Source organism: Phyllobacterium zundukense, from assembly GCF_025452195.1.
In the GTDB taxonomy this organism is placed as follows: Bacteria; Pseudomonadota; Alphaproteobacteria; order Rhizobiales; family Rhizobiaceae; genus Phyllobacterium; species Phyllobacterium zundukense_A.
Genome location: NZ_CP104973.1, coordinates 3,491,830 through 3,514,358 on the forward strand (window position 1 = coordinate 3,491,830; position 22,529 = coordinate 3,514,358).

A 22,529-nucleotide genomic window follows, 5' to 3' on the forward strand; every position below is an offset into this window, starting at 1 on the left:
CCGTCATTTCCTCAAAAGATTGGCCATTGACTTTGCCTTTTTGATATCGCGCTCCTGAGTGCTCTTTTCCCCTCCGCACAACAAGATAATCAAGATGCCATTTTGCTCAATAAAATAAATGCGGTAACCAGGGCCATAATCAATTCGAAGCTCGCTGATGCCCTCACCGACGGGTTTGACATCACCAAAATTACCCTCGATCAAACGATCAAGCCTTTTAAAATTCTCGCCCTGGCTCGCTGGTCCCGCAAACCATCAATCCAGTATAAAAAAGTGTCGGTCTTCTCAATTATATAACTCAAAAATGTAAACCATAGTTGTCAAAATGTCTAGATATCAAAAAATTTCAAAGCCTTAAAAAACGTTCACAGTGTGACAAGTCTATTCTACCGCCAACCGCACCCAAACCTTGTTATCGTGGAACGCGGCGCCGCCATTGGGTGCTGGAGCATCAGCACCGGTCAGGACATTGATCCCCTCGCCCCGCTCGAAAGCCGAATTGGCAAAGATGCCTTCGGAAATTACCACCCCGCGCTTCGTTACGGCCTGAACGCGCGCATGCACGACGACTTCGCCGCGATCATTGCCTATCTCCACACGCGCGCCGTCCTCGATACCGAGTTCGGCCGCATCTTCCGGATGAATGAGCAGCTCCGGCCGCCTTTCCTTGACCACCGAAGTCGGGGTTTCAGAGAAAGTCGAGTTCAGGAAGTTATGCGCGGGCGACGTCGCCAGGCGGAAGGGGTGCTTTTCATCGGCGACTTCGATTGCCTGCCAATAGTCCGGCCATTGCGGCAATGTTTCGAACGGACCTTGCAGGCCCATCGATTGCGGCGGCCGGTTGGGTGACGGGCCGTTGGTCCAGTCCGGCTTGAAACGGAACTTGCCATCCGGCCAGCTGAAACCTTTTTCATAATGCGCCGTTTCGAAATCCGGCTGGATGTCGAGCCAGCGGGTTTCTTTGAGCACGTCGAAGCCGGGCAGATTGCTAGCTGCCATCATGTTGTCGATGAGTGTCTTCGCGTCGAGTTCGAAGCCGGGGAAATCACCCACACCGAGGCGTTTCGCCAGTTCGTTGATGACAAAGAGGTTGGGCCGTGTTTTGCCGGGACCATCGATCAGCTTCGGACCGAGCACGATGTGCTGCTGGCCGCCACCGCGATAGATGTCGTCATGCTCCATGAACATGGTGGCCGGTAGAACGACATCGGCGAGTTTGGCAGTGTCAGTCATGAACTGCTCATGCACGGCTATGAACAGATCATCGCGCATCATACCCTGTTTCACCAGCCGCTGTTCCGGCGCGACATTGGCTGGATTGGTGTTCTGCACCAGCATCGCCATGACTGGCGGGCCGCCATAAAGCGCGGCCGGGTCGCCGGTGAGCGCCGGACCAATCTTGCATTGGTCGATGTGCCGGATGGATGGGTCGACAAATGCACGGCCCTCTATTTCCCGCTTGTCCATGCGGAAAATGCCTGAATTTGAATGGAAGCCGCCGCCGCCTTCATATTTCCAGGCGCCGGTAACAGCCGGAATCGACAGCGCCGCGTGCATGTTGACCGCACCGTTGCGCTGGCGGGCAAAACCGTAGCCGAGACGGAAGAATGTCCGCTTGGTTGTGCCGACGAGCCGGGCAAACTCTTCGATCTCGGCAATGGTCAGGCCGGTGATCGCAGCGGCCCATTCCGGGGTACGATCCTTCAAATGTTGTTCGAGACCCTTCGGATCGTCGGTATAGGCGTTGAGATAGTCCCAATCGGCAAGCCCATCGCGAAACAGCACATGCATGACCGCACAGGCGAAGGCGCCATCGGTTCCAGGCTTGAGGACAAGCCCCAGGTCCGCCTGCCGGACAGTGGCGGTCTCATAGATGTCGATGGCGACGATCTTGGCGCCGCGATCCTTGCGGGCGCGGACAGCATGGGTCATGACATTGACCTGCGTCGCCGCAGCATTGGTGCCCCAGATCACGACACAGTCGGACTTGGCCATTTCGCGCGGGTCGACACCACCGAGCTTGCCGGTGCCGGCGAAAAAGCCGGTCCAGGCCAAGTTGGTGCAAATGCTATCGAACTGGTTGGAATATTTCTTGGCGTGGCGCAGCCGGTGAATCGAATCGCGCTGCACAAGACCCATGGTGCCGGCATAGTAATAAGGCCAGACGCTCTCGGAGCCATAATCGGCTTCCGCCTTCAGAAACCGTTCAGCGATCAGATCAAGCGCCGCCTCCCAGCTCGCTTCTTTCCACACGCCCTCGCCCTTGGCACCACCACGGATGACGGGCTTCAGCAACCGTTCAGGATGATGGATGCGCTCGGCATAACGGGCAACCTTGGCGCAGATGACGCCAGCCGTGTAGCTGTTCTCCTTGGCACCGCGCACGCGGCCGATATGGCCAGTATCGAGCACCTCGATATCAAGGGCGCAAGTCGAAGGGCAATCATGGGGACAGGCGGAATGGCCCGTGCGAAGCAGGACAGGTTTGTTCATCGGCTATCCATAGCGCAAAATCCAGCAGTCACAAATGGTGCTTTTTGTCTTGGTGACAAGCTTGACGCGTGCGTCCTTGCCTGATAGTTAAGTAATTACTTTAGTATTATAACCGGAGGAATGAGATGTCGCTGAAGCTGTTTTATCACCCGCTGTCGTCCTATTGCATGAAGGTTCTGACGGCGCTGTACGAGAAGGACCTGGCCTTCGAGGCGCAACTGGTCAACTTCGGCGATCCGGAAGAGAACGCACGCTTCACCGAAATGTGGCCAATCAGGAAGTTTCCGGTGCTGCAAGATGGTGCGCGCGACAGGCTCATTCCCGAGTCTACACCGATCATCGAGTATCTGGAAATGCACTATCCCGGCAAGGCACAGCTTTTGCCCACCGACCCCGAGATGGCGCACGAAGCACGGTGGTTTGATCGTTTCTTCGATCTGCACGTGCATACGCATATGCAGAAGATCGTCGGCGACAAGCTCCGGCCGGAAGACAAGAAAGATGCTTTCGGGGTGGAGGAAGCCATCACAAAGCTGCGGACGGCCTATAGCGTGCTCGAAAGCAGGTTGAAGCACCGTACCTGGGCCGCTGGCGAGCAATATACCTTGGCCGATTGCTCCGCCTCACCGGCACTTTTCTACGCCAATCTGAATATGCCGCTCGGTTCCGAACATCCGAACGTATCTCACTATCTGCACAGGCTGATGAACCGGCCGTCTTTTGCGAGAGTGGTGGAGGAAGCAAAGCCTTATTTCCATATGCTGCCGCAGTAGTTCAAGTCAGCAGGTGCTGCACTCGTTCAATCGCCCAATGATAGAAACTTCCGGGTTCGGCAGGCAGATCTGTCGGCTTCTTCTTGTGAATATGGAACCCGATGAAATCTTTGTGGCGTGTCGGTTCCAGGCCATATCTCGGGTCGAATATGCGAAGCGCATCCCGGCCCGTCCAATAGTAGAAGCTCTGCTTTGGTGCAGCATCAGTGAAAAAACCGTGCCGGCGTGCCAGTCGCGAGATGCCGTCATTGCCAAAGACGGTGTGGCCGATCATCGCTGTCGTGACTTCCTTGCCATTCCAGCGAGCCAAGGCCGGCTTGACTACCCGGCGGTGAAAGCCAAGCCAATCGGGGAGAACTTCGATTCCTTGAATATAGGCGACAAAATCGGCGATGATAGGATTGTCCGTTGGTAGATACAGCGCGGAAACGCCAAGCCTCGTCAGGGTATCATGTGCGAGATAGGGCTGGTCCGGCGCTGGAAGAAACGGCTTCAGCAGGTAAACATCCGTATCGAGCCAGGCTCCCTGGTCATACTTCATCAACATGACCCGGAACAGATCGCTGAACTGCAGAATCGAAACACCGGGTGTCGTAGCCGGAAAATTACGGTTGATTCGCGCGAAGGTGTCACGAGGAAGGATTTGCTCGGCATCGTGAACTTCGATGCCAACCGGAATGTTCTCAATCTCGCCGTATGAAAAAAGTTTTACGCGATGCCCTGCCAAGAGCATTGATGCGAGACAGACTTGGTCCACGAAACGCAGGGACGGGCCGTACCAGAAGGTGCAAATATCCAAGATTCATCCAAGTCTGAATAGGTCCGAGCAAAACCGCGTAACCGCAGATAGGGCACACATCCAATGTTTGCCAGTAGATTACAAAAATTTAAGCCAGACGCATGACGGCAGCACCCATCGCGATCAGCGCGACCGCGGCAAGCCGCTTCGGCCCGACGCTTTCCTTGAGAATGAAAGCCGAAATAGCCACCGCAAACAGGATCGATGTTTCCCGCAAGGCAGCAACAGCGGCAACCGGCGCCATCGTCATGGCCCAGAGCGCAAGGCCGTAGGAGCCAAGCGTGCCTACCCCGCCGATCGTTGCGAGCCGCGTCCGCTTGAGGAAATGCGGCCACAATTCACCCGGGCGCATGACCATCGTCCAGATGAACAACGGCACTGCATTCAGGACAAACACCCACATCGTGTAGGAAGCCGGCGCGCCCGAATGACGAACGCCGACGCCGTCGATCAGCGTATAGGACGCAATCACCACCGCGTTGATGAGCGCAAGGATCGTGGTGGCGCGATTTGAGCCAGCCCGCCGCCGCGACTCCAGCGCCAGCGCAAGGACGCCGCCGCAGATCAGCGCGATTCCGGCCCATTTCTCCAAGGAAAGTACCTCGCCGATCAGCGGGCCGCTGGCGATGGCGACGATCAACGGCGCGGTGCCGCGCATGATCGGATAGGCCTGGCTCATGTCACCACTGCGATACGCCGCCGCTACCAATACAAGATAGATGACCTGAGCGACACCGGATGCGGCCAGAAAAGGCCAGCTTTCGCGTGCTGGCGGTGTTAAAAATGGCAGGCAGATGGCCGCGATGATGCCGGCAGAGGTGACAACGACAACAGTGTTCAGGAACTTGTTGCCTTCGGATTTGACAACGGCATTCCAGCTTGCATGCATGAGTGCTGCAAACAGCACGATGAGGACGACAGTTCCGGACATTATTGCTCACCCGCAGCGCGCCAGCAATACGTGCGTGCCTGATGCGCTGTATGACAGATTTGCGACAGATAACAAATTCGATAAGCTGGAGTTCAACATCAAAGAAAATGATGAAGTACCAAGCCCGCTTGCGACCAGGCTCGCGGCATGAGAGAAGCCCAGCATGAACTACCGACACGCCTATCATGCCGGCAATTTCGCCGATGTGGTCAAACACCTCATCCTGACGCGAATTGTGCTCTATCTCCAACGCAAGGAACAAGCCTTTCGCGTTATCGATACCCATGCGGGCATAGGCCGGTACGATCTCGGCGGCGTCGAAGCTGGCAAGACCGGCGAGTGGCAGAACGGCGTTGGACGGCTGCTCGATGCCAAGATCGATGCCAAGGTTGCGGAATTGATCCAGCCCTATCTCGATATCGTACGCGCCGAAAATGCGGGTGGCGAGATGCGGCACTATCCGGGATCGCCGCTGATCGTGCGGCATCTCTTGCGCCGGCAGGACCGGCTTTCCGCGCTGGAATTGCATCCGGAAGATGCAGAGCTGTTGGCCGAGATATTCGAGGGCGACATTCAGGTCCGCGTGACCAAGCTGGACGGCTGGCTGGCCCTCGGCGCGCACGTACCGCCGAAGGAAAAACGCGGGCTGGTCCTGGTCGATCCGCCGTTCGAGGTGGCGGGTGAATTCGACCGTCTCGTCGATGGGCTGGTGCGGGCACACAAGCGCTTTTCCGGCGGAACCTTCGCCTTGTGGTATCCAGTCAAGGACCGGCAGGAAGTGCGGCGGTTTGTGGCCGCGCTGCACGATACCGGCATCCCCAAGATATTGCGGACCGAACTCATGATTCGCGCTCCTTCGCCGGAACCGCGTCTGGATGGCACCGGCATGATCATCGTCAACCCACCCTATACGCTCGATGACGAACTGCGCATCCTGCTGCCAGCGTTGTCGAAAATCCTCAGTGAAGAACAGAATGCGGGTTTCACGCTCGAATGGATACGCGGCGAGCAAGTTGACGCTTGACCGAAGGCAACGGCTGGTTGAGATTGCGACCAACGAGATTTCACGGAGAGTGATCCTATGACGCGCGTATCATCGTTTCTTGCTGCAAGCTTCGCCGTTGGCGTAGCGCTGGCATCGGCTGCCGCTCCGGCGCGGGCCGCAGATTACGTGGAAAGCGGGCCCGGTTACGACGATACATGCGGGCAGGCACGCGTCCTCAATCGCATCATCAACAGGTTTTCCTATCAGGTTCGCCACGTACCCAATCTACCGCAGGTTGCCATCCAGGACTTCAGCGATGTGCGCTTGACGCACTTTGAGCCTAGCCGCGATCCGGAAATGGATGCCGTGGCGCGCCATTATTGCCGCGCGACAGCACATCTTTCGGATGGAGTTCAACGTCCGGTTTGGTATCTGGTCGAAGAAGGCCAAGGTTTCGTCGGTATCGGCAATAACGTTGAATTCTGCGTTTCCGGATTTGATCGCTGGCACGTGTACAACGGCAACTGCCGCACGCTTTACTAGTCAAGCCAAGGCATGCCGATCGCCAAGCTGGCTCGCTATGTGCTGTTTGCGGCTCTGATCGGCATTTCAATACTTTCCTATCTGCGCGAAGAGAACGCGCCGGTAACGAACGGTCCGATCGAACCTTCTTCTGATACGCCGATGGAACGGCAGGCCGGGCAGCCCCCGTCACTGCCCTCCGGCACAGGTTTCGACTTCTATGTGCTCGCGCTTTCCTGGTCACCCAGCTATTGCGCGGCAGAAGGACCGAACGCCAATCGGCAACAATGTTCGTCAGGGCGGCCGTACGGGTTCGTCGTGCATGGGCTCTGGCCGCAATATGAACGGGGCTATCCGCAGGATTGCGATACGTCGCAGCCGCGCAACGTTCCCTACGCCCAAGCCAGACAATTATCCGATATCATGCCATCACCCGGTCTCGTTACCCATGAGTGGCGTAAACATGGCTCCTGCACCGGCTTGACGCAGCAGGACTATTTCTCCGTTATGCGCCAAGCTGTAAAGCGTGTTGCGATTCCAGCCCCTTACCGCCAGCCTACATCGCGCGCGCCGATCAATCCGCAGGTACTAGAACAGGCCTTTGTTTCCGCCAATCCCGGACTTGCCAAAGAAGGCATCGCCGTTACCTGCGACAGCGACTATCTGCGGGAGGTGCGCGTTTGCCTGACAAAGGATCTGAACTTCCGCACCTGCCCCGAAGTCGAGCGCTCCTCTTGCAGGCGGCGCTCCGTGGATATGCCTGCAGCGCAGTAGTAAGGCGAAAATGCCGCTCTTTGCGAAAACCAATGGCGGGTTTACGGTTCCGGCACCGAATCGTGATCAATGGGAGTCCACAGTGCCGAAAATTCTCTATTCCCCCGCCTCACCCTACAGTACCAAAGTCCGCATGGCGGCGCTTTATGCGGGGGTCCCTGTCGAGAATGTGCTGGTGGACAGCAACGCCGAACCGATGGAACTGATCAGCGCCAATCCGCTCGGCAAGATTCCAACGCTTATTCTGGATGACGGCAAGGCAATCTTCGACAGCCGCGTCATCACGCAATATCTAAACCGTATGTCGGGCAACAAGATTTTCCCGCGCAATGCAGAAAAGCGGCTTGAGGCCGAACAACTGGAATCGGTTGCCGACGGACTTTGCGATGTGCTGCTCGCACACGTTTATGAGCGCCGCTTCCATCCGGAGGAAAAGATCCACCAGCCTTGGCTCGACCGCCAATGGGGCAAGGCTATCCGCGTGCTTGACCACCTCAACGCCGCACCGCCGCGTCTCGGCAAGAAAATTCATGGCGGACATATCGCACTTGCGGCCGCCCTCGCCTATGCGAGCCTGCGTTTTGAAGGCAAATGGGAAAAAGGCCGCTCGAAGCTCAAGCGCTGGCAGAAGCGTTTCGAGGAATTGCATCCTGACTTGGCGGCGCTGCTGCCAAAATAAGCGCAAAAAAAGAGCCGGGCAGTTTCCTGCCCGGCTCTTTTCAAATAAATCGTCGTTTAGAACTTGTAACCAACACCGACACGAATCTCGTTCGTTGTCAGCTTGCTGGAAACGTCATCCAGACCGCCGAGGTCGAAGTCCTTCTTGCCGTAATCGCTATAGCGATATTCGACGCGGCCTACGATATTCTGCGTGAACTTGGCTTCGGCACCGGCACCAACTGTCCAGCCGACGCGGGTGTTTGAGTCACTACCCGTATCGGAAGACAGTTTGCTGTTCGCCACGGCGAGACCGCCTGTGCCGTACAACAGAATCGGATCAAGCGCGATACCGGCGCGAGCACGAACCGAGCCTTCTACGCCCTGCTTCGCTTTGATGCCGCCACTGGTCTCGTCTCCACCGGAGTAGCCGAGGTCTGCTTCACCACCATAGACGAACTGGCCGTTCTGGAAATTGTAACCACCGTAAGCGCCGCCCTGGAAGCCATCGGCGTTGATGTTGCCAGAATCGTCGGTCTTGTGCTTGTTCCAACCGTAACCGCCATAAGCGCCGAGGTAAGCGCCGGACCAATCAGCAGCAGCTGGTGCTTCGATGGGAGCCGGTGCAGGTGGCTGTTCCTGGATGGCGTCGGCGGCGATTACCGGAGCGGAGAGCGTGAACACTGCCACGGTAGCGAGGATCGTTGTTTTAAGAGTGCGCATAGGCAATCTCCTTTTTTAAACTCTTTTACACGGAGCGGGCACTGGTTGGGGGGAAGAACCAAGAATTGCATCCGCTTGACGGGGCAGACATTCGCTTTGCATTGTGGCGGCACTTGCGCGGCACTGTGAAAAGAAACTGTCGAGAAAATGGCGGAAATGCGATGTGTTTTTTATGCAACATCGCGAATTCTTCAATGATTTCAATGCTAATATAGTAAGCCAATAAAATAGAAGCTAATCGATACTAGACGAGAATTTGGCCGGCAGTCTCTCGATATTGCAGCGCAATATAGTAAACTTAATCAGCGCTTAAAATTTGCGTTCGTCTTAAAGTCCAGGAGGATGTTGTGACGCTATTCGAACTGCGTCCGCCTTGGCGCAGATGAACTTCGATGATCAATCGCATCTGTTCACTACTGACACTGTTGCGGCCTTTCACTCTCGCGCTTTCATGCCGTGATCCCTATATTCGTGACTGAATCGCGGCATGAAGGAGCCATCACTTGAAGACTGATCAGCCCGTTGTTCTTGTAACCGGTGGCGCAAAGCGGATCGGCAAGGCGATTGTCCAGGATCTGGCCGCACATGGCTTTGCCGTGGCGATCCATTGCAATCATTCGCGCGACGAGGGCGAAGAGCTTTTGACGGACATCTATGCGGCAGGTGGCACGGCTTGCGTGGTGCGGGCCGATCTCGCCGACAGCAATGCAGTGCGCCGCCTTGTTCGCGACGCACAGGATCAACTCGGGCCTGTGCAACTGCTGGTCAATAATGCGTCGATTTTTCAGGAAGACGGCGTAGGTGACTTTGCCGATGACAGCATCTGGGACCGGCACTTCGCCGTCCACGTCAAGGCACCCGTGCTGCTTGCGGATGCGATGGCAACGGCGCTGCCGGCAGGTAAGGATGGTCTGGTCGTCAATATGATCGACCAGCGTGTCTGGAAGCTCACGCCGAAATTCATATCCTACACCCTGTCCAAATCAGCGTTGTGGACTGCCACGCAGACGCTTGCCCAAGCTCTCGCACCACGGGTCCGTGTCAATGGCATCGCACCTGGCCCAACCATGCCGAGTGACAGGCAGAGCCAGGCTGATTTCGATCGGCAGGTGAATATGCTCGTTTTGAAGCATGGGCCCGATCTGTCAGAATTCGGCCGTACAATCCGCTATTTGTGGGAAGCACGCTCCATTACAGGGCAAATGATTGCTCTCGACGGAGGGCAGCATCTGGCATGGCAGACGCCGGATGTTTCAGGAATTGATGAATGAACGACCCGGCAAATCAATCCAGTCCAAAACAGTTTCTTTCCAACGATGTGAAAGAAAACGATATCGATTTGCCCGTCGATGAGGATCTGGAAGAACCAATCGAGGAAAGCAACGAACCTGTTCGCGACGTAGCGGCTCTGATCAGTGCAATCGAGTGGGATTCGACGATCGTCAGCGATGGAACCAGCGGCGCCGATGTAATCGCTGCGCTGGTAAAGCGCTTGCCAAACAAGCCGGGCGTCTATCGCATGTTCAACGAGGCTGGCGACGTGCTCTATGTCGGCAAAGCGCACAGCCTGAAGAAGCGTGTTTCCAATTATGCCCGCGGTCAGGGCCACAACAACCGCATCGCGCGGATGATCCGCGAAACCATGAAAATGGAATTCGTCGTCACCCGCACGGAGACGGAAGCACTGCTTCTGGAAGCCAATCTGATCAAACGGTTGCGGCCGCGCTTTAATGTGCTGATGCGGGACGACAAGTCGTTTCCGTATATCCTTCTCACAGCACCCAAGCAGACTGACCGGCGGCTTGCGCCTGGAATTTTCAAACATCGCGGTGCACGCTCGAGCAAAGGTGATTATTTCGGACCCTTCGCATCGGCGGGGGCAGTCGGGCGCACCATCAATGCTCTGCAGCGTGCATTCCTTCTGCGCACCTGCACGGATTCGTTCTACGAAAACCGCACACGCCCTTGCCTGCTCTACCAGATCAAGCGCTGTTCCGGTCCTTGCACCGGAGAGATCAGCGAAGCGGACTATGACGAACTCGTCAGCGAAACCAAGGCGTTTCTTTCGGGCAAAAGCCAGGCGGTGAAGACGCATTTGTCAGATGCGATGCGCGAGGCTTCGGCAGATCTCGATTTCGAGCGGGCAGCTGTATATCGCGATCGCCTGTCGGCGCTGTCGCACGTTCAGGCACATTCGGGCATCAATCCGCAATCGGTGGAGGAAGCCGACGTTTTCGCGATCTATCAAAATGGCGGCGTGACCTGCATCCAGGTGTTTTTCTTTCGAACCGGCCAGAACTGGGGCAACCGCGCCTATTATCCCAAGGCGGATTCGTCGCTCTCGGGCGCCGAAGTTCTCGGCGCATTCCTGTCGCAGTTCTATGATGACAAGCCTTGCCCCGCGTTGATCATGCTTTCGGAAACCGTCGAAGATCAGGAATTGCTTGGCGTTGCACTGACGGCGAAATCGGATCGCAAGGTCACAATCACAGTTCCGCAACGCGGCGAGAAACGCGATCTGGTCGAGCACGCCCTCAGCAATGCGCGCGAAGCCCTTGGTCGCCAGTTGGCGGAGACGTCATCGCAATCGCGCCTGCTCAAGGGCGTGGCCGAGACCTTCGGGCTGGAGAAAACACCGCGCCGCATCGAGGTTTACGACAACTCTCATATCATGGGAACCAACGCCATCGGCGCGATGATCGTCGCCGGCCCGGAGGGTTTCGTCAAAAACCAGTATCGCAAGTTCAATATCCGCTCGACCGAGATCACGCCTGGCGACGATTTCGGCATGATGCGCGAGGTGATCGAGCGGCGTTTCAGCCGACTGGTCAAAGAGCACGGTACGCCGGAAACGAAGGATGCGCCGGCGGAGGATGTGGAGATCGATGAATTCGACGATGATTCCGATGCTTTCCCGGCCTGGCCTGACATAATCCTCATCGACGGCGGACAAGGTCAGATGAGCGCGGTGCGCGGTATCCTGCAGGAGATGGGCATTGCCGACAAGGTCACCGCCATCGGTGTCGCCAAGGGCGTCGATCGCGATGCGGGGCGCGAACGGTTTTTCATGGAGGGTAAGCCCTCCTTTACGCTTCCCCCGCGCGATCCGGTGCTGTATTTCCTGCAGCGTCTGCGCGACGAGGCACACCGCTTTGCTATCGGCACGCACCGGGCCAAGCGTAAGAAAGAGATGGTAAAGAATCCGCTGGATGAAATCGCGGGAATCGGTCCTTCACGCAAACGCGCTCTGTTGCATCAATTCGGCACGGCAAAGTCGGTTTCGCGGGCGGCTGTCGAAGATTTGATGAAGGTCGACGGTATATCTGAAGCCATGGCCATTACAATTCGCGATCATTTCCGTACATAAGGTCTTAACTCTTGAAATCGGGACATAAATGCGCCCGACTCTCCATTGATGAGCTTGACGTTTGGCGGTCGAACCCTTTTGATCGGCGCTGATTTGGATTGGTTGGAAATATGCCCAAAAACAACGCCTACTCTCTGCCGAATATTCTTACCTATGCCCGAATAATTGCCGTCCCCCTTGTCGTGGTATGCTTTTTTCTGGAAGGACGCCTGCAATCCAGCGATGCGGCGCGCTGGGGCGCTCTGGCGATCTTCGCTATTGCCAGCATAACCGATTTCCTCGACGGCTATCTAGCGCGCATCTGGAAGCAGACCTCGACCATCGGCCGCATGCTCGATCCGATTGCAGACAAGCTGCTGGTTTCGGCCTGTCTGCTGCTGTTGGCGGCGGATGGAACAATCGCCGGCTGGTCGCTCTGGGCTGCCATCATCATCCTTTGTCGCGAAATTCTTGTGTCAGGCCTGCGTGAATATCTGGCGGAACTCAAGGTCAGCGTGCCGGTAAGCCAGCTTGCCAAATGGAAGACCACTATTCAGATGGTTGCCATCGCATTTCTGCTAGCGGGACCTGCCGGCGACGAACTTGTGCCGGTGATCACCATATCGGGTATTATTCTATTGTGGATTGCCGCACTGATAACGCTGTACACTGGCTGGGATTATTTCCGGGCCGGGCTGAAACACGTGGTGGACTGACCAATGACCAAACTCGTCTATTTCGCATGGGTGCGTGAACGGATCGGCAAGGGCGAGGAATATCTCGATCTTGAGCCCTCGATCATCACGGTCAACGACCTCTTGACCCATCTAAAGTCCCGCGGTGAGGAATATGAATCAGCGCTTGAATACCAGGATGTGATCCGCGTCGCGATCAATCAGGAACATGTCGAGCACGATGCGCCGATCAAGGGCGCACACGAGATTGCGCTTTTCCCGCCAATGACCGGGGGATGAAGCATGAGCACGGTCGAACCACTCATCCGCATCCAGGCTGAGGATTTCGATACAGCCGCCGAAATTGACCGGATGACCAGGGACCGCCGCGGCATCGGCGCGGTGGTGACATTCAGCGGGCTTTGCCGGGATGAGGCCGGGACGCTGGCAGCACTTGAAATCGAACACTATCCCGGCATGGCGGAGGTCGAAATTGGCCGTATCGCCGAAGAAACTCTGGACCGCTGGAGTTTAACGGGCCTGACCGTCGTCCACCGCTACGGTTTTATCAAACCTGGTGAGAACATCGTCCTTGTCGTCGCTGCCTCCGCTCACCGGCAGGCAGCTTTCGAGGCCGCATCGTTCCTGATGGACTATCTGAAGAATGCCGCGCCTTTCTGGAAGAAGCAGCACCTCGTCAGTGGTGAGGTCAGCGACTGGGTCGAGGCGAAGGCAACCGACGAGGAAGCACTCAAGCGCTGGGGAAAAACCAAATGAACCGTGTCGCAGTTGGTTCACTCATCATCGGCTTTCTGGCCGTCCTGGTACTGCTGGTTTTGTCATTGTCCGCTCGCAGTGACGAACCCGGAGGTGAGATCAGGGATGTTACCTGGCTTGCCGAAGACATCGACGGGCGCGGTGTCATTGATAATGCGCAAACGGCTCTGACGATCAATGCCGACGGATCTGCGAACGGATCGGGCGGCTGCAATCGCTTCATGACCAGCGCCACGATCGATGGATCCAATCTGTCTTTCAAACCGGCGGCTGCAACACGCATGATGTGTCCGCCCGCCCTGATGGATCAAGAACAAAAGTTCTTCTCCGCACTTGAACGGACGCGGTCCTACGCAATCGATGCCGACACCGGCAAACTGCTGCTGCACGACGACGCCGGAAAAACCATCGTCCAGTTGGCAAAGCAGAATTGATTGATCCAAAACAAAAAAAGCCGGGCATTTCACCCGGCTTTTTTTATTCGCGCAGCCGAGTATCAGCCGACGATTTCAGTACCGGAAAACCAGTAGGCAATTTCTTCTGCGGCAGTCTCGGGGGCATCGGAACCATGAACCGAGTTCTCGCCGATCGAGAGGGCAAAAATCTTGCGGATCGTGCCTTCGTCGGCATTGGCCGGGTTGGTCGCGCCCATGATTTCACGGTTACGGGCAATGGCATTCTCGCCTTCGAGAACCTGAACGATAGTCGGGCCTGAGGACATGGACTCAACCAGCTCGCCGAAGAATGGACGTTCCTTGTGCACAGCGTAGAAGCCTTCGGCTTCGCGGCGGCTCATCCACACGCGCTTGGAAGCTACAACGCGAAGGCCAGCTTCTTCAAACTTCTGGGTGATGGCACCGGTCAGATTGCGGCGGGTCGCGTCGGGCTTGATCATCGAAAAAGTACGTTCAATTGCCATGGAATGAAACCTTGTCATTTGGGGGAATGGTGGCGGCTCTATAGCGGGAGCAGGCCCATTTGCCAATAGACCATTTGCCAATCCATTGCGGTGGCAGACCATTTCAAGGTCGTTTGGGCACTGGTTCCCTCGCGGGTGCTACGCTACGCTTGCTGATTGTCAGTGCTGCAACAAGCGCACTCAAGACAGCAAGGCCCGCAGCTCCAAACATGATGAGCCGATAGGCATTGGTCAGAGCATTGACGTCCATCGAGGAAAGTTCCGATCCGCCGACGGCAAGCCCCAAAGCCGCCACCGCTACAAGTCCCCCGCCCCGTGCCGCCGCATTGTTGACACCGGATGCCGTGCCGCTTTTTTCATCCGGGGCGGAATCGAAGACGGTGGTCGTCAGCGGCGGAATGCTGACTGTCATGCCGATGCCAACTACGATCAGCCCAGGCAGGAAGCCGATCCAATAGCCTGGATATTCGCCAGACACTGCCAGGATCACAAAGCCAACTGCCGTCGCCAAGGGGCCGATAATCAGCAGTATTCGCGACCCGATCCGTTCGACCAGCCCTCCGATCCAGCGCGATCCCAACCCCATGATCAGCGAGAAAGGCAAGAGGGCCGCCCCTGCCGCGGTCGCGCTGTACTTATGGACCTCGATCAACAGGAATGGCAGCAGGAACAAGGCTCCGCTAAGCGCGGCATACAGCAGAACGGTAATGCCGTTGGCGCCTGCAAAATCTCGATCGCGGAATAGCGACAGCGCCATAACCGGCGCGACAGACCGAGATTCTGCAATGATGAACAGCACGCCCGCGGGAACGGCTGCAGCAATGGCGAGCCCGCCAATCAGACCGCTACCCTCGCCAGAAGCAATTAATCCGTAGCTGAGTAATCCGAGAGCCAGCACCGCGAGCGCTGAGCCGCGCAGATCGAGGGGCTCGGATGCGCCTTTGCTGCGGTCGTCGGCCGGCAACTTCCACGCGAGGAACAATGCGACGGCGGCAATTGGTGGATTGATGTAGAAGATGGAGCGCCAGCCCACCGTATCGACCAGCCACCCGCCAAACGGAGGTCCCAGAGCCATCGTGAGCGCGCCAGCCCCCGCCCATGTTCCGATCGCCCGCCCGCGTGCCTCCCCCCTGAATGCGGCACTGATAATGGCAAGGCTGGCAGGCACCAGCATCGCAGCGCTCGCACCCTGCAACAGCCGCATCGCTATCAGCCATCCGGCCGATGGTGCCAAACCACATCCCATCGAGGCAACGGCAAAGCCGATGAGACCGGCGATGAAAATACGCCGCCGGCCGAAGCGATCACCAACCGACCCGCCAAGCAGAATGAGACTTGCAAGCATCAGCATATAACCATTGACCACCCATTGCATGGTGGCAAGGCTTGACCCGAAGCTCCCCTGAATCGCAGGGAGCGCGACGTTCACCACGGAACCATCGATGAAGCTCAAGCTCGAGCCGAGAATTGTGGCGGGCAGAACCCACTGGGTCTTGCCATTCGTCCCTTTCGGCTGTCTCGCATCAGGCGTTTCGCAGGGGAGGAGTTGCGGGCCCGTCATTTCAATTCTCGCGGCAAAATGATTTCATGGAAACAACTCCTCCTTCAGATATCATTATGTCAATAACGCAACCTTATTTATAGAGAGCCAATGTAATGGAACAGCATTTCAGGATGCTTGCCGCATATAACCGCTGGGTAAACCAACGGCTCTATGCCGCGGCAGCCGAGCTCAATGACGAAGAATACCGGCGCGACATGCGCGCATTCTTCACTTCGTTGCACGGCACCCTGAACCATCTGCTGGTGACCGATCGTATCTGGCTCTACCGTTTTACTGGCCAAGGAGATGCCCCGAAAACATTGGATGCGATCCTGTTCGAAAAACTGGAGGCGTTGAAGGCTGCACGAGAAACAGAGGACGCGCGTATCATCAGCTGGATCGACGGCCTGGACAGCTCGGATATTGCCGGGCGCTTTACCTATACGACGGTCAGCGACATGCGGACGATCAGTCAGCGTCTTGCGCCGGCGCTCTCACATCTCTTTAACCACCAAACGCACCATCGTGGTCAGGCCCACGCCATTTTGACAGCACTCGGCAAAGCTGCTCCATCCTTTGATCTCATCCAGTTCCAGCGGACAGAAGAAGGCAGACCTTATTCATAAGGTGTTGTGAAGTCTCTTTACCTCAAGCGCACGGCAGATATGCAACAGTACAGTCTTGCGGAAAAGCCATTTCCCGTGCAAAAGCGCGGCCATGCTTATTCTCGACGATATATCCGTGCGTATGGCCGGCCGCCTGCTCATCGACCACGCCAGCCTGAATCTGCCATCTGGCACCAAGGCTGGACTGGTCGGGCGCAATGGCGCGGGCAAATCAACGCTGTTCAAGGTGATTACCGGTGAACTTCACGCGGAAACCGGGGATTTCTTCCTGCCGAAGAACATCAAGATCGGTCAGGTGGCGCAGGAAGCACCGGGCACCGAGGATTCCTTGATCGAGATCGTGCTTGCCGCCGATACCGAGCGCACTGACTTGCTTGCAGAGGCCGAGACAGCCACCGACCCGCATCGTATCGCCGATATCCATATTCGGCTTGCCGATATCGATGCGCATTCCGCCGAGGCGCGCGCCGGTGCGATCCTGTCAGGACTTGGCTTCGACGCGGAAGCGCAGAAACGTCCGGCTTCATCATTCTCGGGCGGGTGGCGCATGCGTGTCGCCCTCGCCGCTGTTCTTTTCGCCGAGCCGGACCTTTTGCTTCTCGACGAGCCGACCAACTATCTCGACCTTGAAGGCACTTTGTGGCTCGAGGATTATGTGCGCCGTTACCCGCACACTGTGATCCTGATCAGCCATGACCGCGATCTTCTGAACTCCGCGGTGAACTCGATCATCCATCTCGACCAGACCAAGCTGACGCTTTGGCAGGGCAACTACGATCAATTCGAGAAGCTTCGCAGCGAAGCACTCGAATTGCAGCAGAAGCAGCGCGTGAAGCAGGAAGCACAACGGAGCCACATGGAGGCTTTCGTCGAGCGTTTCCGTGCCAAGGCATCCAAGGCCAAACAGGCGCAGTCCCGGCTGAAGGCACTGCAGAAACTGAAGCCGATTTCGGCCCATATCGAAGACCACGTGATGCCGTTTCATTTTCCGGAACCGGAAAAAGTGGTGGCCTCGCCGATCATCGCGATTGAAAGCGGTGAGGTCGGCTACACGCCGGGTAGACCCATTCTCAAGCATCTCAATTTGCGTATCGATGCGGATGACCGTATTGCCCTGCTCGGCTCGAACGGCAATGGTAAATCGACACTGGCCAAGCTGATCGGCGGTCGCCTGCCCTTGCAAAAAGGCAAGATGACCGTGGCGCCGAACCTGAAAATCTCGTTCTTTGCCCAGCATCAGCTCGATGATCTGATCCCTGAGGACAACGCGATCGAGCATGTGCGCAAATTGATGCCGGATGCGCCGGAATCGAAGGTGCGTGCCCGCGTTTCACGCATGGGCCTGGCCACTGTGAAGATGAACACGGCGGCAAAAGACCTTTCCGGCGGTGAGAAAGCCCGGCTTTTGATGGGTCTTGCCACCTTCCAGGGTCCGAACCTGCTCATCCTCGACGAGCCGACGAACCATCTCGACATCGACAGCCGTGAAGCACTGATGCACGCGCTCAATGATTTCGACGGCGCTGTCATCCTGATCGCTCATGACAGACATTTGATCGAAGCGACCATGGACCGGCTTTGGCTGGTGCGTGATGGCGGCGTTGCGCCCTATGATGGCGATCTCGATGCCTATCGCTCGCTGGTCTTGGCCGATGCGAAAGCCGAGCGGTCAGGTAACAAGATCGTGGTGGAAGAAGGCCAGAAACTGAGCAAGGCCGAGCAACGCAAACTTGCCGCGCAGAAGCGTGAAGCCTTGAAGCCTTTGCAAAAGAAAATCCAGGAAGCGGAGGCACAGGTGCATCGCTTTCAGAAAAAGATCGACTCGCTGCAGATTCAGCTTGCTGATCCGGTCATCTATACGCGCGAACCCGCAAAGGCGACGCAGATCGGCAAGGAAATTGGCTACGCCAAGTCTTCGCTCGCCCGCGCGGAAGAAGAGTGGCTGACACTTTCCGGCGAATATGAAGAGGCGATGACCGAGCTGGCGCAGTAGCGCCAGTTTCAAGCACCGGCATTTGGAATAACAGCGGTTGTATAGAGGCAATGTAACTGCCAGCCGAGCGGTTCATAGAGTGCACGGCCATCGGGCGTTGCCACGAGTGCCGCGCGTTGCATGCCTTTTTCTCGAGAAAGCATTTCGAGCCGCTTCATGACAGACCGACCGAGCCCCTTGCGGCGATGGTTCTCATGGGTACTTATCCGGTCATAGACGGCCAAATCCCCAGGAAATCCGATCCGTCCCGTGGCTGCGATCTCCCCGTCCCTGTCAAGGATATTCACGATGGTTACGCCATCATACACCTGATGGTCACATACATAGCCATCCGGCAAAGAGGTGGTTTCGCCTTGCATGCGCCCGGACAGCAACATCATGAATGCGGGAGATTGGATATGCCAACGTGCCGGCAGATTCGGCTGGACAAACTCCGGCGGCGCACAGACCTTCAGAAAGATCGCGGGCTCGGAAATGGCCTCGGCATGCTGACGGACACAATCGGAATATCCTGAGAAAACATAACGCCTCAACTGATCCGGAAGACCGACTTCGACACGATAGCCCCCGTTCTCGAAAACGGGTGGCGCTACCTGACGGGTTAGCGCCCACCCTTCCACCCAGATTCTGACTATTGCAGGATCCGCTTTCAAATTTTTCTCATTTGCTGACATGCAGATTCTATAGCTGCTTCCGCAACTCAATCGCCAGCAGATTTTTCTTGCGCGTTGGCAAGGCGAACCCGGCCACGAACGCACCAACGCCGATGACGGTCGAAACGGCAAAGACGATTATCGTGGCGTCGCGCAGGGCCGCCGGTGTCGCGGCTTCAGGATAGCCCACGGCATTGGCAACGAGACCAGCGAGAGCGGCGCCGATCGCATAACCAACGGATTGCAGGGTCGGCAACAGGGCCGAGGCACGGTCCCGTTCGCCGCTTCGCGCTGATTCCATGACCGACTGGCTGAGAAAACCCCAGCTGACGCCGAAGCCAGTGCCAATGGCGATCTGACCCAGCATTACGACCAGCGGCATATCGACGAAGAAGCCGAAGACGATTGTAGCGAGGCCCGCGACGAGCAGTGTCGGTCCGAGCCGTATCAACCATGCACGGCGACGCTGGTCCTGTATGTTGGCAACGAGGATGGCAACGGTACTCCATGCAATGGCGAACGTAGCATTGAAGGCACCTGCCTTTGTCGGGCCGTAACCCCAGAGGTTCTGCAGGGTCATGACCAGGTAAACGGACGTGGAGGCTTGTGCAACCGGCATGAGCAGGACAATCCATAGGCCAATGCCGACAGTGGAATTCAGAGCGAAGGCATCGGATGGAAAGAGGGGTGTGCGGCTGCGCCGGTCGATGACGACTACCGAAGCGAGGACCACTGCGGCGCCCAGGACAAACAGCACTTCCGTCGCAACCGTCTGCATGATGCTGGCAAAGGCGACCAGCATGATACCGAAACCGATGGCCGCCAACCGAAGGAACGGTACGGCCAGGCGTGCGATCTCACCGGAAAACCTGGGCACAATATAAAAAACCAGTGCGATGAATATCAAGGCCAAAGGCACATTGACAAGGAACGCGGCGCGCCATGACAGATGTTCCGTGAGCAATCCGGATACAAGTGGTCCGCCGAAGGCGGCAACGGCCCAAACGACGGCCTCGGCACCGAAAACCTTAGCGACGAGCCGCGAGGGGAAAAGTTCGGGAATGAGTGCGTAGCAAATCGCGGCGATGATGCCCTCCCCAAGTCCTTGAAACGCACGCCCGATCAGTACCTCAGTCATCGACGAAGCGAAGGCTGCGATAAGCGTGCCCGCGAGAAACACCAGCGCGGCCCCCACCAGCGCCATCCTTGCGCCTACTCTGGCCTTCAGCAATGCGCCACTGGCGCCGCCGACGATGGAGAGGACGAGATAGAGGGTGAAAGCCCAGGAAATCAGCTCGAGTCCGCCGATTTCACGCACTGCCGTCGGAAGAGATGTAGAAACCAGGAAACCATTGAAGGCGAACAGCGCGACACCGAGGCACAGCGTCAGGGTCGCCGCCGAATATGAAGGGCTCAGGAGCTCCGACCAGCTGGTACTGCGGGCTTCGTCTTCTGTCGTCTCGTGCATGGCATTTCCTCAATTTAACAAGTCTAGCATTTTTATATTCCCTCAGATAAAACAAGCAATAGCTTTTTAAATTTTTCTTGCTATCTTATGTCCATGCAGGATCGCACGACAAATCGCATGCTTTATTCGCTGAAAGTGGCCGGAGCGCAAACGGCGTCAGCGCTTGGTGACAGGCTCGGCGTTACCGCAGTAGCAGTCCGCCAGATGTTGGGACGGCTGCATGAAGATGGTCTTGTGGCTTTCGAAGATAGCCGGGAGAGCGTTGGCAGGCCCAAGCGCTTCTGGCATCTGACCGACGCCGGAAACGCCCGATTTCCCGACAACCACGCCGGATTGACGGCTGAACTTCTGGCGTCGGTATCAGCCGTCTTTGGTGATGCCGGGCTGGACCAGCTGATCTCCCATCGTGAGAAAATAACACTGAACCAGTACCGCACGGCGTTGGAACCGATTATTTCGCTAAAAGAGAAAGTCCAACACCTCGCAGAAATTCGTTCGGCAGAGGGCTATATGGCCGAAGTCAGCCGGGACTCAGGCGGCGAACTTATACTGATCGAGAATCACTGCCCTATCTGCGTTGCAGCCAAAGCCTGCCAGAAATTATGCCGGTCAGAGCTCGAGGTATTTCAGGCGGCGCTTGGGCCGAATGTCGAGGTCAAACGCTTTGAGCATATATTGAAAGGTGCGCGGCGCTGTGCCTACCGCATTGTCGAAAAGCACAATGAGGACCATCAGTTGGCGATGAAGCTGTAAAGCATGGGGCTCATATAATTGTTGCCGACACGCCAGTAATCGCGCAACGGCCCGCCCTCGCAGCGAAAACCAAGTCGTGTCACCAGCCTGATAGACGGCGCATTGTCAGGATGAATCACTGCTGCGATGCGGTGGGTGTTCAGCTTGCCGAGGCAATGGGACATCACCGCTCGGACCGCTTCGCTCATAAGACCCCGGCCATGCCATTCCGACCGAAGAATGTAGCCGATCTCCAACCGGCGATTGAGCGGCTCACGGTGATGATAGTTGACCATGCCGATACAATTATCGCTGTCCTTTTCGGCAACTGCCCAAGCGATGGATTGATCAGGCAACGTGGTCTTGGCGAGCATCCGCACCCAGCTCCGCGTTTCCTGAATATTCTTGCAGGCAGAAAAATCCCAGTAGCGCACGAGATTTGCATCTCCAATACAGGCGTGGAGCCCGGCGTCATCCTTCGGCTCGAATTGGCGCAGCCGAAGTCTTTCGGTAAGGATCTTCGGAAAGGTCCCTGCCTGATCCGCCATCATCTGCCCCATTTGGGCGAAGGTGGCACCTTGCTTGCTGCTGCCTTGCGACTGCGTCTCAGGCGAACGAGCCCAAAAAGACTGATCACAATCAGCGCAATGCCAACTGGCATGGCTCGCCAGTCGACAGCGGTCGCGCCCTTGCGCAAGACAAGATCAACCTCCGCCACCTCGAGACCGTCGAAATCGCCAGGTCCGATGGTGAAGACATAGTCGCCACCTTCCACCGGATCGATATCACCGATGGTGTCGCGGTAGACCTGCGGACCCTGCGGTGAGCCCCTGTTGGCCGCCTTGCTGTTCTCGTAATTCAACGTCGTGACAAGAACGTCCTTGCCTTGCCGCGTCACGACGGCTGTCAGCGCCGAGCGCCCTACGGAAGGGATAAAATTCCGCAAAGGCTGCATATCGACGAAGGCGCGCACCGGAGCGTCGTCAGCAGTCAAGGTGACGGTGACGGGCTTGTAGGGGCCGGGACGATCATAGACGCGCCACGAGCCGATTTCTTCTCCCGAGAAATTGCCGACCACCCAAGGATATCCAATCCCGAGCCCAATTCCAGCGATCAAGAGGAGTAGCAAAAGCGGACGCAT

25 protein-coding genes are annotated in these 22,529 nt (G+C 56.9%); 14 read left to right on the forward strand and 11 right to left on the reverse strand.

Annotation, left to right across the window (positions count from 1 at the left end; all coding sequences use genetic code 11):
* Positions 1-3: 3 nt before the first annotated feature.
* Together N8E88_RS29530 and N8E88_RS29535 are read right to left on the reverse strand one after the other, a co-directional pair.
* Positions 4-204 carry a type II toxin-antitoxin system RelE/ParE family toxin gene (locus N8E88_RS29530; protein WP_315975274.1) on the reverse strand — a complete coding sequence of 67 codons (201 nt, stop codon included), beginning with the start codon at positions 202-204 and terminating at the stop codon, positions 4-6.
* A 177-nt stretch (positions 205-381) separates the two neighbouring features.
* Positions 382-2,493, reverse strand: coding sequence for a molybdopterin oxidoreductase family protein (locus N8E88_RS29535; RefSeq protein WP_262293630.1), 2,112 nt, complete (start codon positions 2,491-2,493; stop codon positions 382-384).
* A gap of 125 nt (positions 2,494-2,618) precedes the next feature.
* Between N8E88_RS29535 and N8E88_RS29540 the strand changes: the two genes are divergently transcribed.
* Positions 2,619-3,266: a glutathione S-transferase family protein gene (locus tag N8E88_RS29540; protein ID WP_262293631.1), complete on the forward strand. Its 648-nt coding sequence runs from the start codon at positions 2,619-2,621 to the stop codon at positions 3,264-3,266.
* A gap of 1 nt (position 3,267) precedes the next feature.
* On the opposite strand, the gene N8E88_RS29545 is transcribed toward N8E88_RS29540, so the two are convergent.
* Together N8E88_RS29545 and N8E88_RS29550 are read right to left on the reverse strand one after the other, a co-directional pair.
* A complete protein-coding gene (locus N8E88_RS29545) occupies positions 3,268-4,065 on the reverse strand; it encodes a hypothetical protein (RefSeq protein ID WP_262293632.1) in 798 nt (265 codons plus the stop codon).
* 88 nt (positions 4,066-4,153) lie between these two features.
* On the reverse strand, positions 4,154-4,996 hold the full coding sequence (locus N8E88_RS29550; protein ID WP_262293633.1) for an EamA family transporter: 843 nt from the start codon (positions 4,994-4,996) through the stop codon (positions 4,154-4,156).
* Positions 4,997-5,159: 163 nt separating this feature from the next.
* Here N8E88_RS29550 and N8E88_RS29555 point away from each other — a divergent pair, with 163 nt between their 5' ends.
* The 4 genes from N8E88_RS29555 (at position 5,160) to N8E88_RS29570 (ending at position 7,956) form a co-directional block, all read left to right on the forward strand.
* Complete coding sequence (locus N8E88_RS29555; protein ID WP_262293634.1) at positions 5,160-6,020, forward strand: 23S rRNA (adenine(2030)-N(6))-methyltransferase RlmJ; 861 nt, start codon at positions 5,160-5,162, stop codon at positions 6,018-6,020.
* A 57-nt stretch (positions 6,021-6,077) separates the two neighbouring features.
* The gene (locus tag N8E88_RS29560) at positions 6,078-6,524 is read left to right on the forward strand and encodes a hypothetical protein (RefSeq protein WP_262293635.1); all 447 of its coding nucleotides are present in this window, start codon (positions 6,078-6,080) and stop codon (positions 6,522-6,524) included.
* A gap of 12 nt (positions 6,525-6,536) precedes the next feature.
* Positions 6,537-7,277, forward strand: coding sequence for a ribonuclease T2 family protein (locus N8E88_RS29565; protein ID WP_262293636.1), 741 nt, complete (start codon positions 6,537-6,539; stop codon positions 7,275-7,277).
* A gap of 82 nt (positions 7,278-7,359) precedes the next feature.
* Entirely contained in the window at positions 7,360-7,956 is a 597-nt protein-coding gene (locus tag N8E88_RS29570) for a glutathione S-transferase (protein ID WP_262293637.1), read from the forward strand.
* A gap of 56 nt (positions 7,957-8,012) precedes the next feature.
* Here N8E88_RS29570 and N8E88_RS29575 read toward each other — a convergent pair whose 3' ends face one another.
* Entirely contained in the window at positions 8,013-8,657 is a 645-nt protein-coding gene (locus N8E88_RS29575) for an outer membrane protein (RefSeq protein ID WP_262293638.1), read from the reverse strand.
* A gap of 503 nt (positions 8,658-9,160) precedes the next feature.
* Between N8E88_RS29575 and N8E88_RS29580 the strand changes: the two genes are divergently transcribed.
* The 6 genes from N8E88_RS29580 to N8E88_RS29605 all read left to right on the forward strand — a co-directional run bounded on the left by N8E88_RS29580 (position 9,161) and on the right by N8E88_RS29605 (position 13,888).
* Positions 9,161-9,928, forward strand: a complete 768-nt coding sequence (locus N8E88_RS29580; RefSeq protein WP_262293639.1) for an SDR family oxidoreductase — start codon at positions 9,161-9,163, stop codon at positions 9,926-9,928.
* Positions 9,925-12,024, forward strand: a complete 2,100-nt coding sequence (uvrC, locus tag N8E88_RS29585; RefSeq protein WP_262293640.1) for an excinuclease ABC subunit UvrC — start codon at positions 9,925-9,927, stop codon at positions 12,022-12,024. The genes N8E88_RS29580 and uvrC overlap by 4 nt, the downstream gene beginning before the upstream one ends.
* A 110-nt stretch (positions 12,025-12,134) precedes the next feature.
* Positions 12,135-12,719: a CDP-diacylglycerol--glycerol-3-phosphate 3-phosphatidyltransferase gene (gene pgsA, locus N8E88_RS29590; protein WP_262293641.1), complete on the forward strand. Its 585-nt coding sequence runs from the start codon at positions 12,135-12,137 to the stop codon at positions 12,717-12,719.
* 3 nt (positions 12,720-12,722) lie between these two features.
* The gene (moaD, locus tag N8E88_RS29595) at positions 12,723-12,977 is read left to right on the forward strand and encodes a molybdopterin converting factor subunit 1 (protein WP_262293642.1); all 255 of its coding nucleotides are present in this window, start codon (positions 12,723-12,725) and stop codon (positions 12,975-12,977) included.
* A gap of 3 nt (positions 12,978-12,980) precedes the next feature.
* Positions 12,981-13,454 (forward strand): molybdenum cofactor biosynthesis protein MoaE, encoded by a 474-nt coding sequence (locus tag N8E88_RS29600; RefSeq protein WP_262293643.1) that lies wholly within the window; start codon positions 12,981-12,983, stop codon positions 13,452-13,454.
* A complete protein-coding gene (locus tag N8E88_RS29605) occupies positions 13,451-13,888 on the forward strand; it encodes an META domain-containing protein (protein WP_262293644.1) in 438 nt (145 codons plus the stop codon). Before N8E88_RS29600 ends, N8E88_RS29605 begins: the two co-directional genes overlap by 4 nt.
* Before the next feature lie 62 nt (positions 13,889-13,950).
* Here the strand turns inward: N8E88_RS29605 and ndk are convergent, their stop codons facing one another.
* Both ndk and N8E88_RS29615 read right to left on the reverse strand, forming a co-directional pair.
* On the reverse strand, positions 13,951-14,373 hold the full coding sequence (gene ndk / locus N8E88_RS29610; protein WP_112527903.1) for a nucleoside-diphosphate kinase: 423 nt from the start codon (positions 14,371-14,373) through the stop codon (positions 13,951-13,953).
* A 103-nt stretch (positions 14,374-14,476) separates the two neighbouring features.
* Complete coding sequence (locus N8E88_RS29615; protein WP_262293645.1) at positions 14,477-15,934, reverse strand: MFS transporter; 1,458 nt, start codon at positions 15,932-15,934, stop codon at positions 14,477-14,479.
* A gap of 95 nt (positions 15,935-16,029) precedes the next feature.
* On the opposite strand from N8E88_RS29615, the gene N8E88_RS29620 reads away from it, so the two are divergent.
* Positions 16,030-16,542 (forward strand): DinB family protein, encoded by a 513-nt coding sequence (locus N8E88_RS29620; RefSeq protein ID WP_262293646.1) that lies wholly within the window; start codon positions 16,030-16,032, stop codon positions 16,540-16,542.
* A 91-nt stretch (positions 16,543-16,633) separates the two neighbouring features.
* Positions 16,634-18,535: an ABC-F family ATP-binding cassette domain-containing protein gene (locus tag N8E88_RS29625; RefSeq protein ID WP_262293647.1), complete on the forward strand. Its 1,902-nt coding sequence runs from the start codon at positions 16,634-16,636 to the stop codon at positions 18,533-18,535.
* An 8-nt stretch (positions 18,536-18,543) separates the two neighbouring features.
* Here the strand turns inward: N8E88_RS29625 and N8E88_RS29630 are convergent, their stop codons facing one another.
* Entirely contained in the window at positions 18,544-19,188 is a 645-nt protein-coding gene (locus tag N8E88_RS29630; protein WP_262293648.1) for a GNAT family N-acetyltransferase, read from the reverse strand.
* Between the two features lie 28 nt (positions 19,189-19,216).
* On the reverse strand, positions 19,217-20,656 hold the full coding sequence (locus N8E88_RS29635; RefSeq protein ID WP_262293649.1) for an MFS transporter: 1,440 nt from the start codon (positions 20,654-20,656) through the stop codon (positions 19,217-19,219).
* 117 nt (positions 20,657-20,773) lie between these two features.
* On the opposite strand from N8E88_RS29635, the gene N8E88_RS29640 reads away from it, so the two are divergent.
* Positions 20,774-21,409: a helix-turn-helix transcriptional regulator gene (locus tag N8E88_RS29640; protein ID WP_262293650.1), complete on the forward strand. Its 636-nt coding sequence runs from the start codon at positions 20,774-20,776 to the stop codon at positions 21,407-21,409.
* Here the strand turns inward: N8E88_RS29640 and N8E88_RS29645 are convergent.
* Positions 21,388-21,948 carry a GNAT family N-acetyltransferase gene (locus N8E88_RS29645; protein ID WP_262293651.1) on the reverse strand — a complete coding sequence of 187 codons (561 nt, stop codon included), beginning with the start codon at positions 21,946-21,948 and terminating at the stop codon, positions 21,388-21,390. The two genes, N8E88_RS29640 and N8E88_RS29645, sit on opposite strands and share 22 nt — an antisense overlap.
* Positions 21,936-22,529 (reverse strand): hypothetical protein, encoded by a 594-nt coding sequence (locus N8E88_RS29650; protein WP_262293652.1) that lies wholly within the window; start codon positions 22,527-22,529, stop codon positions 21,936-21,938. The genes N8E88_RS29645 and N8E88_RS29650 overlap by 13 nt, the downstream gene beginning before the upstream one ends.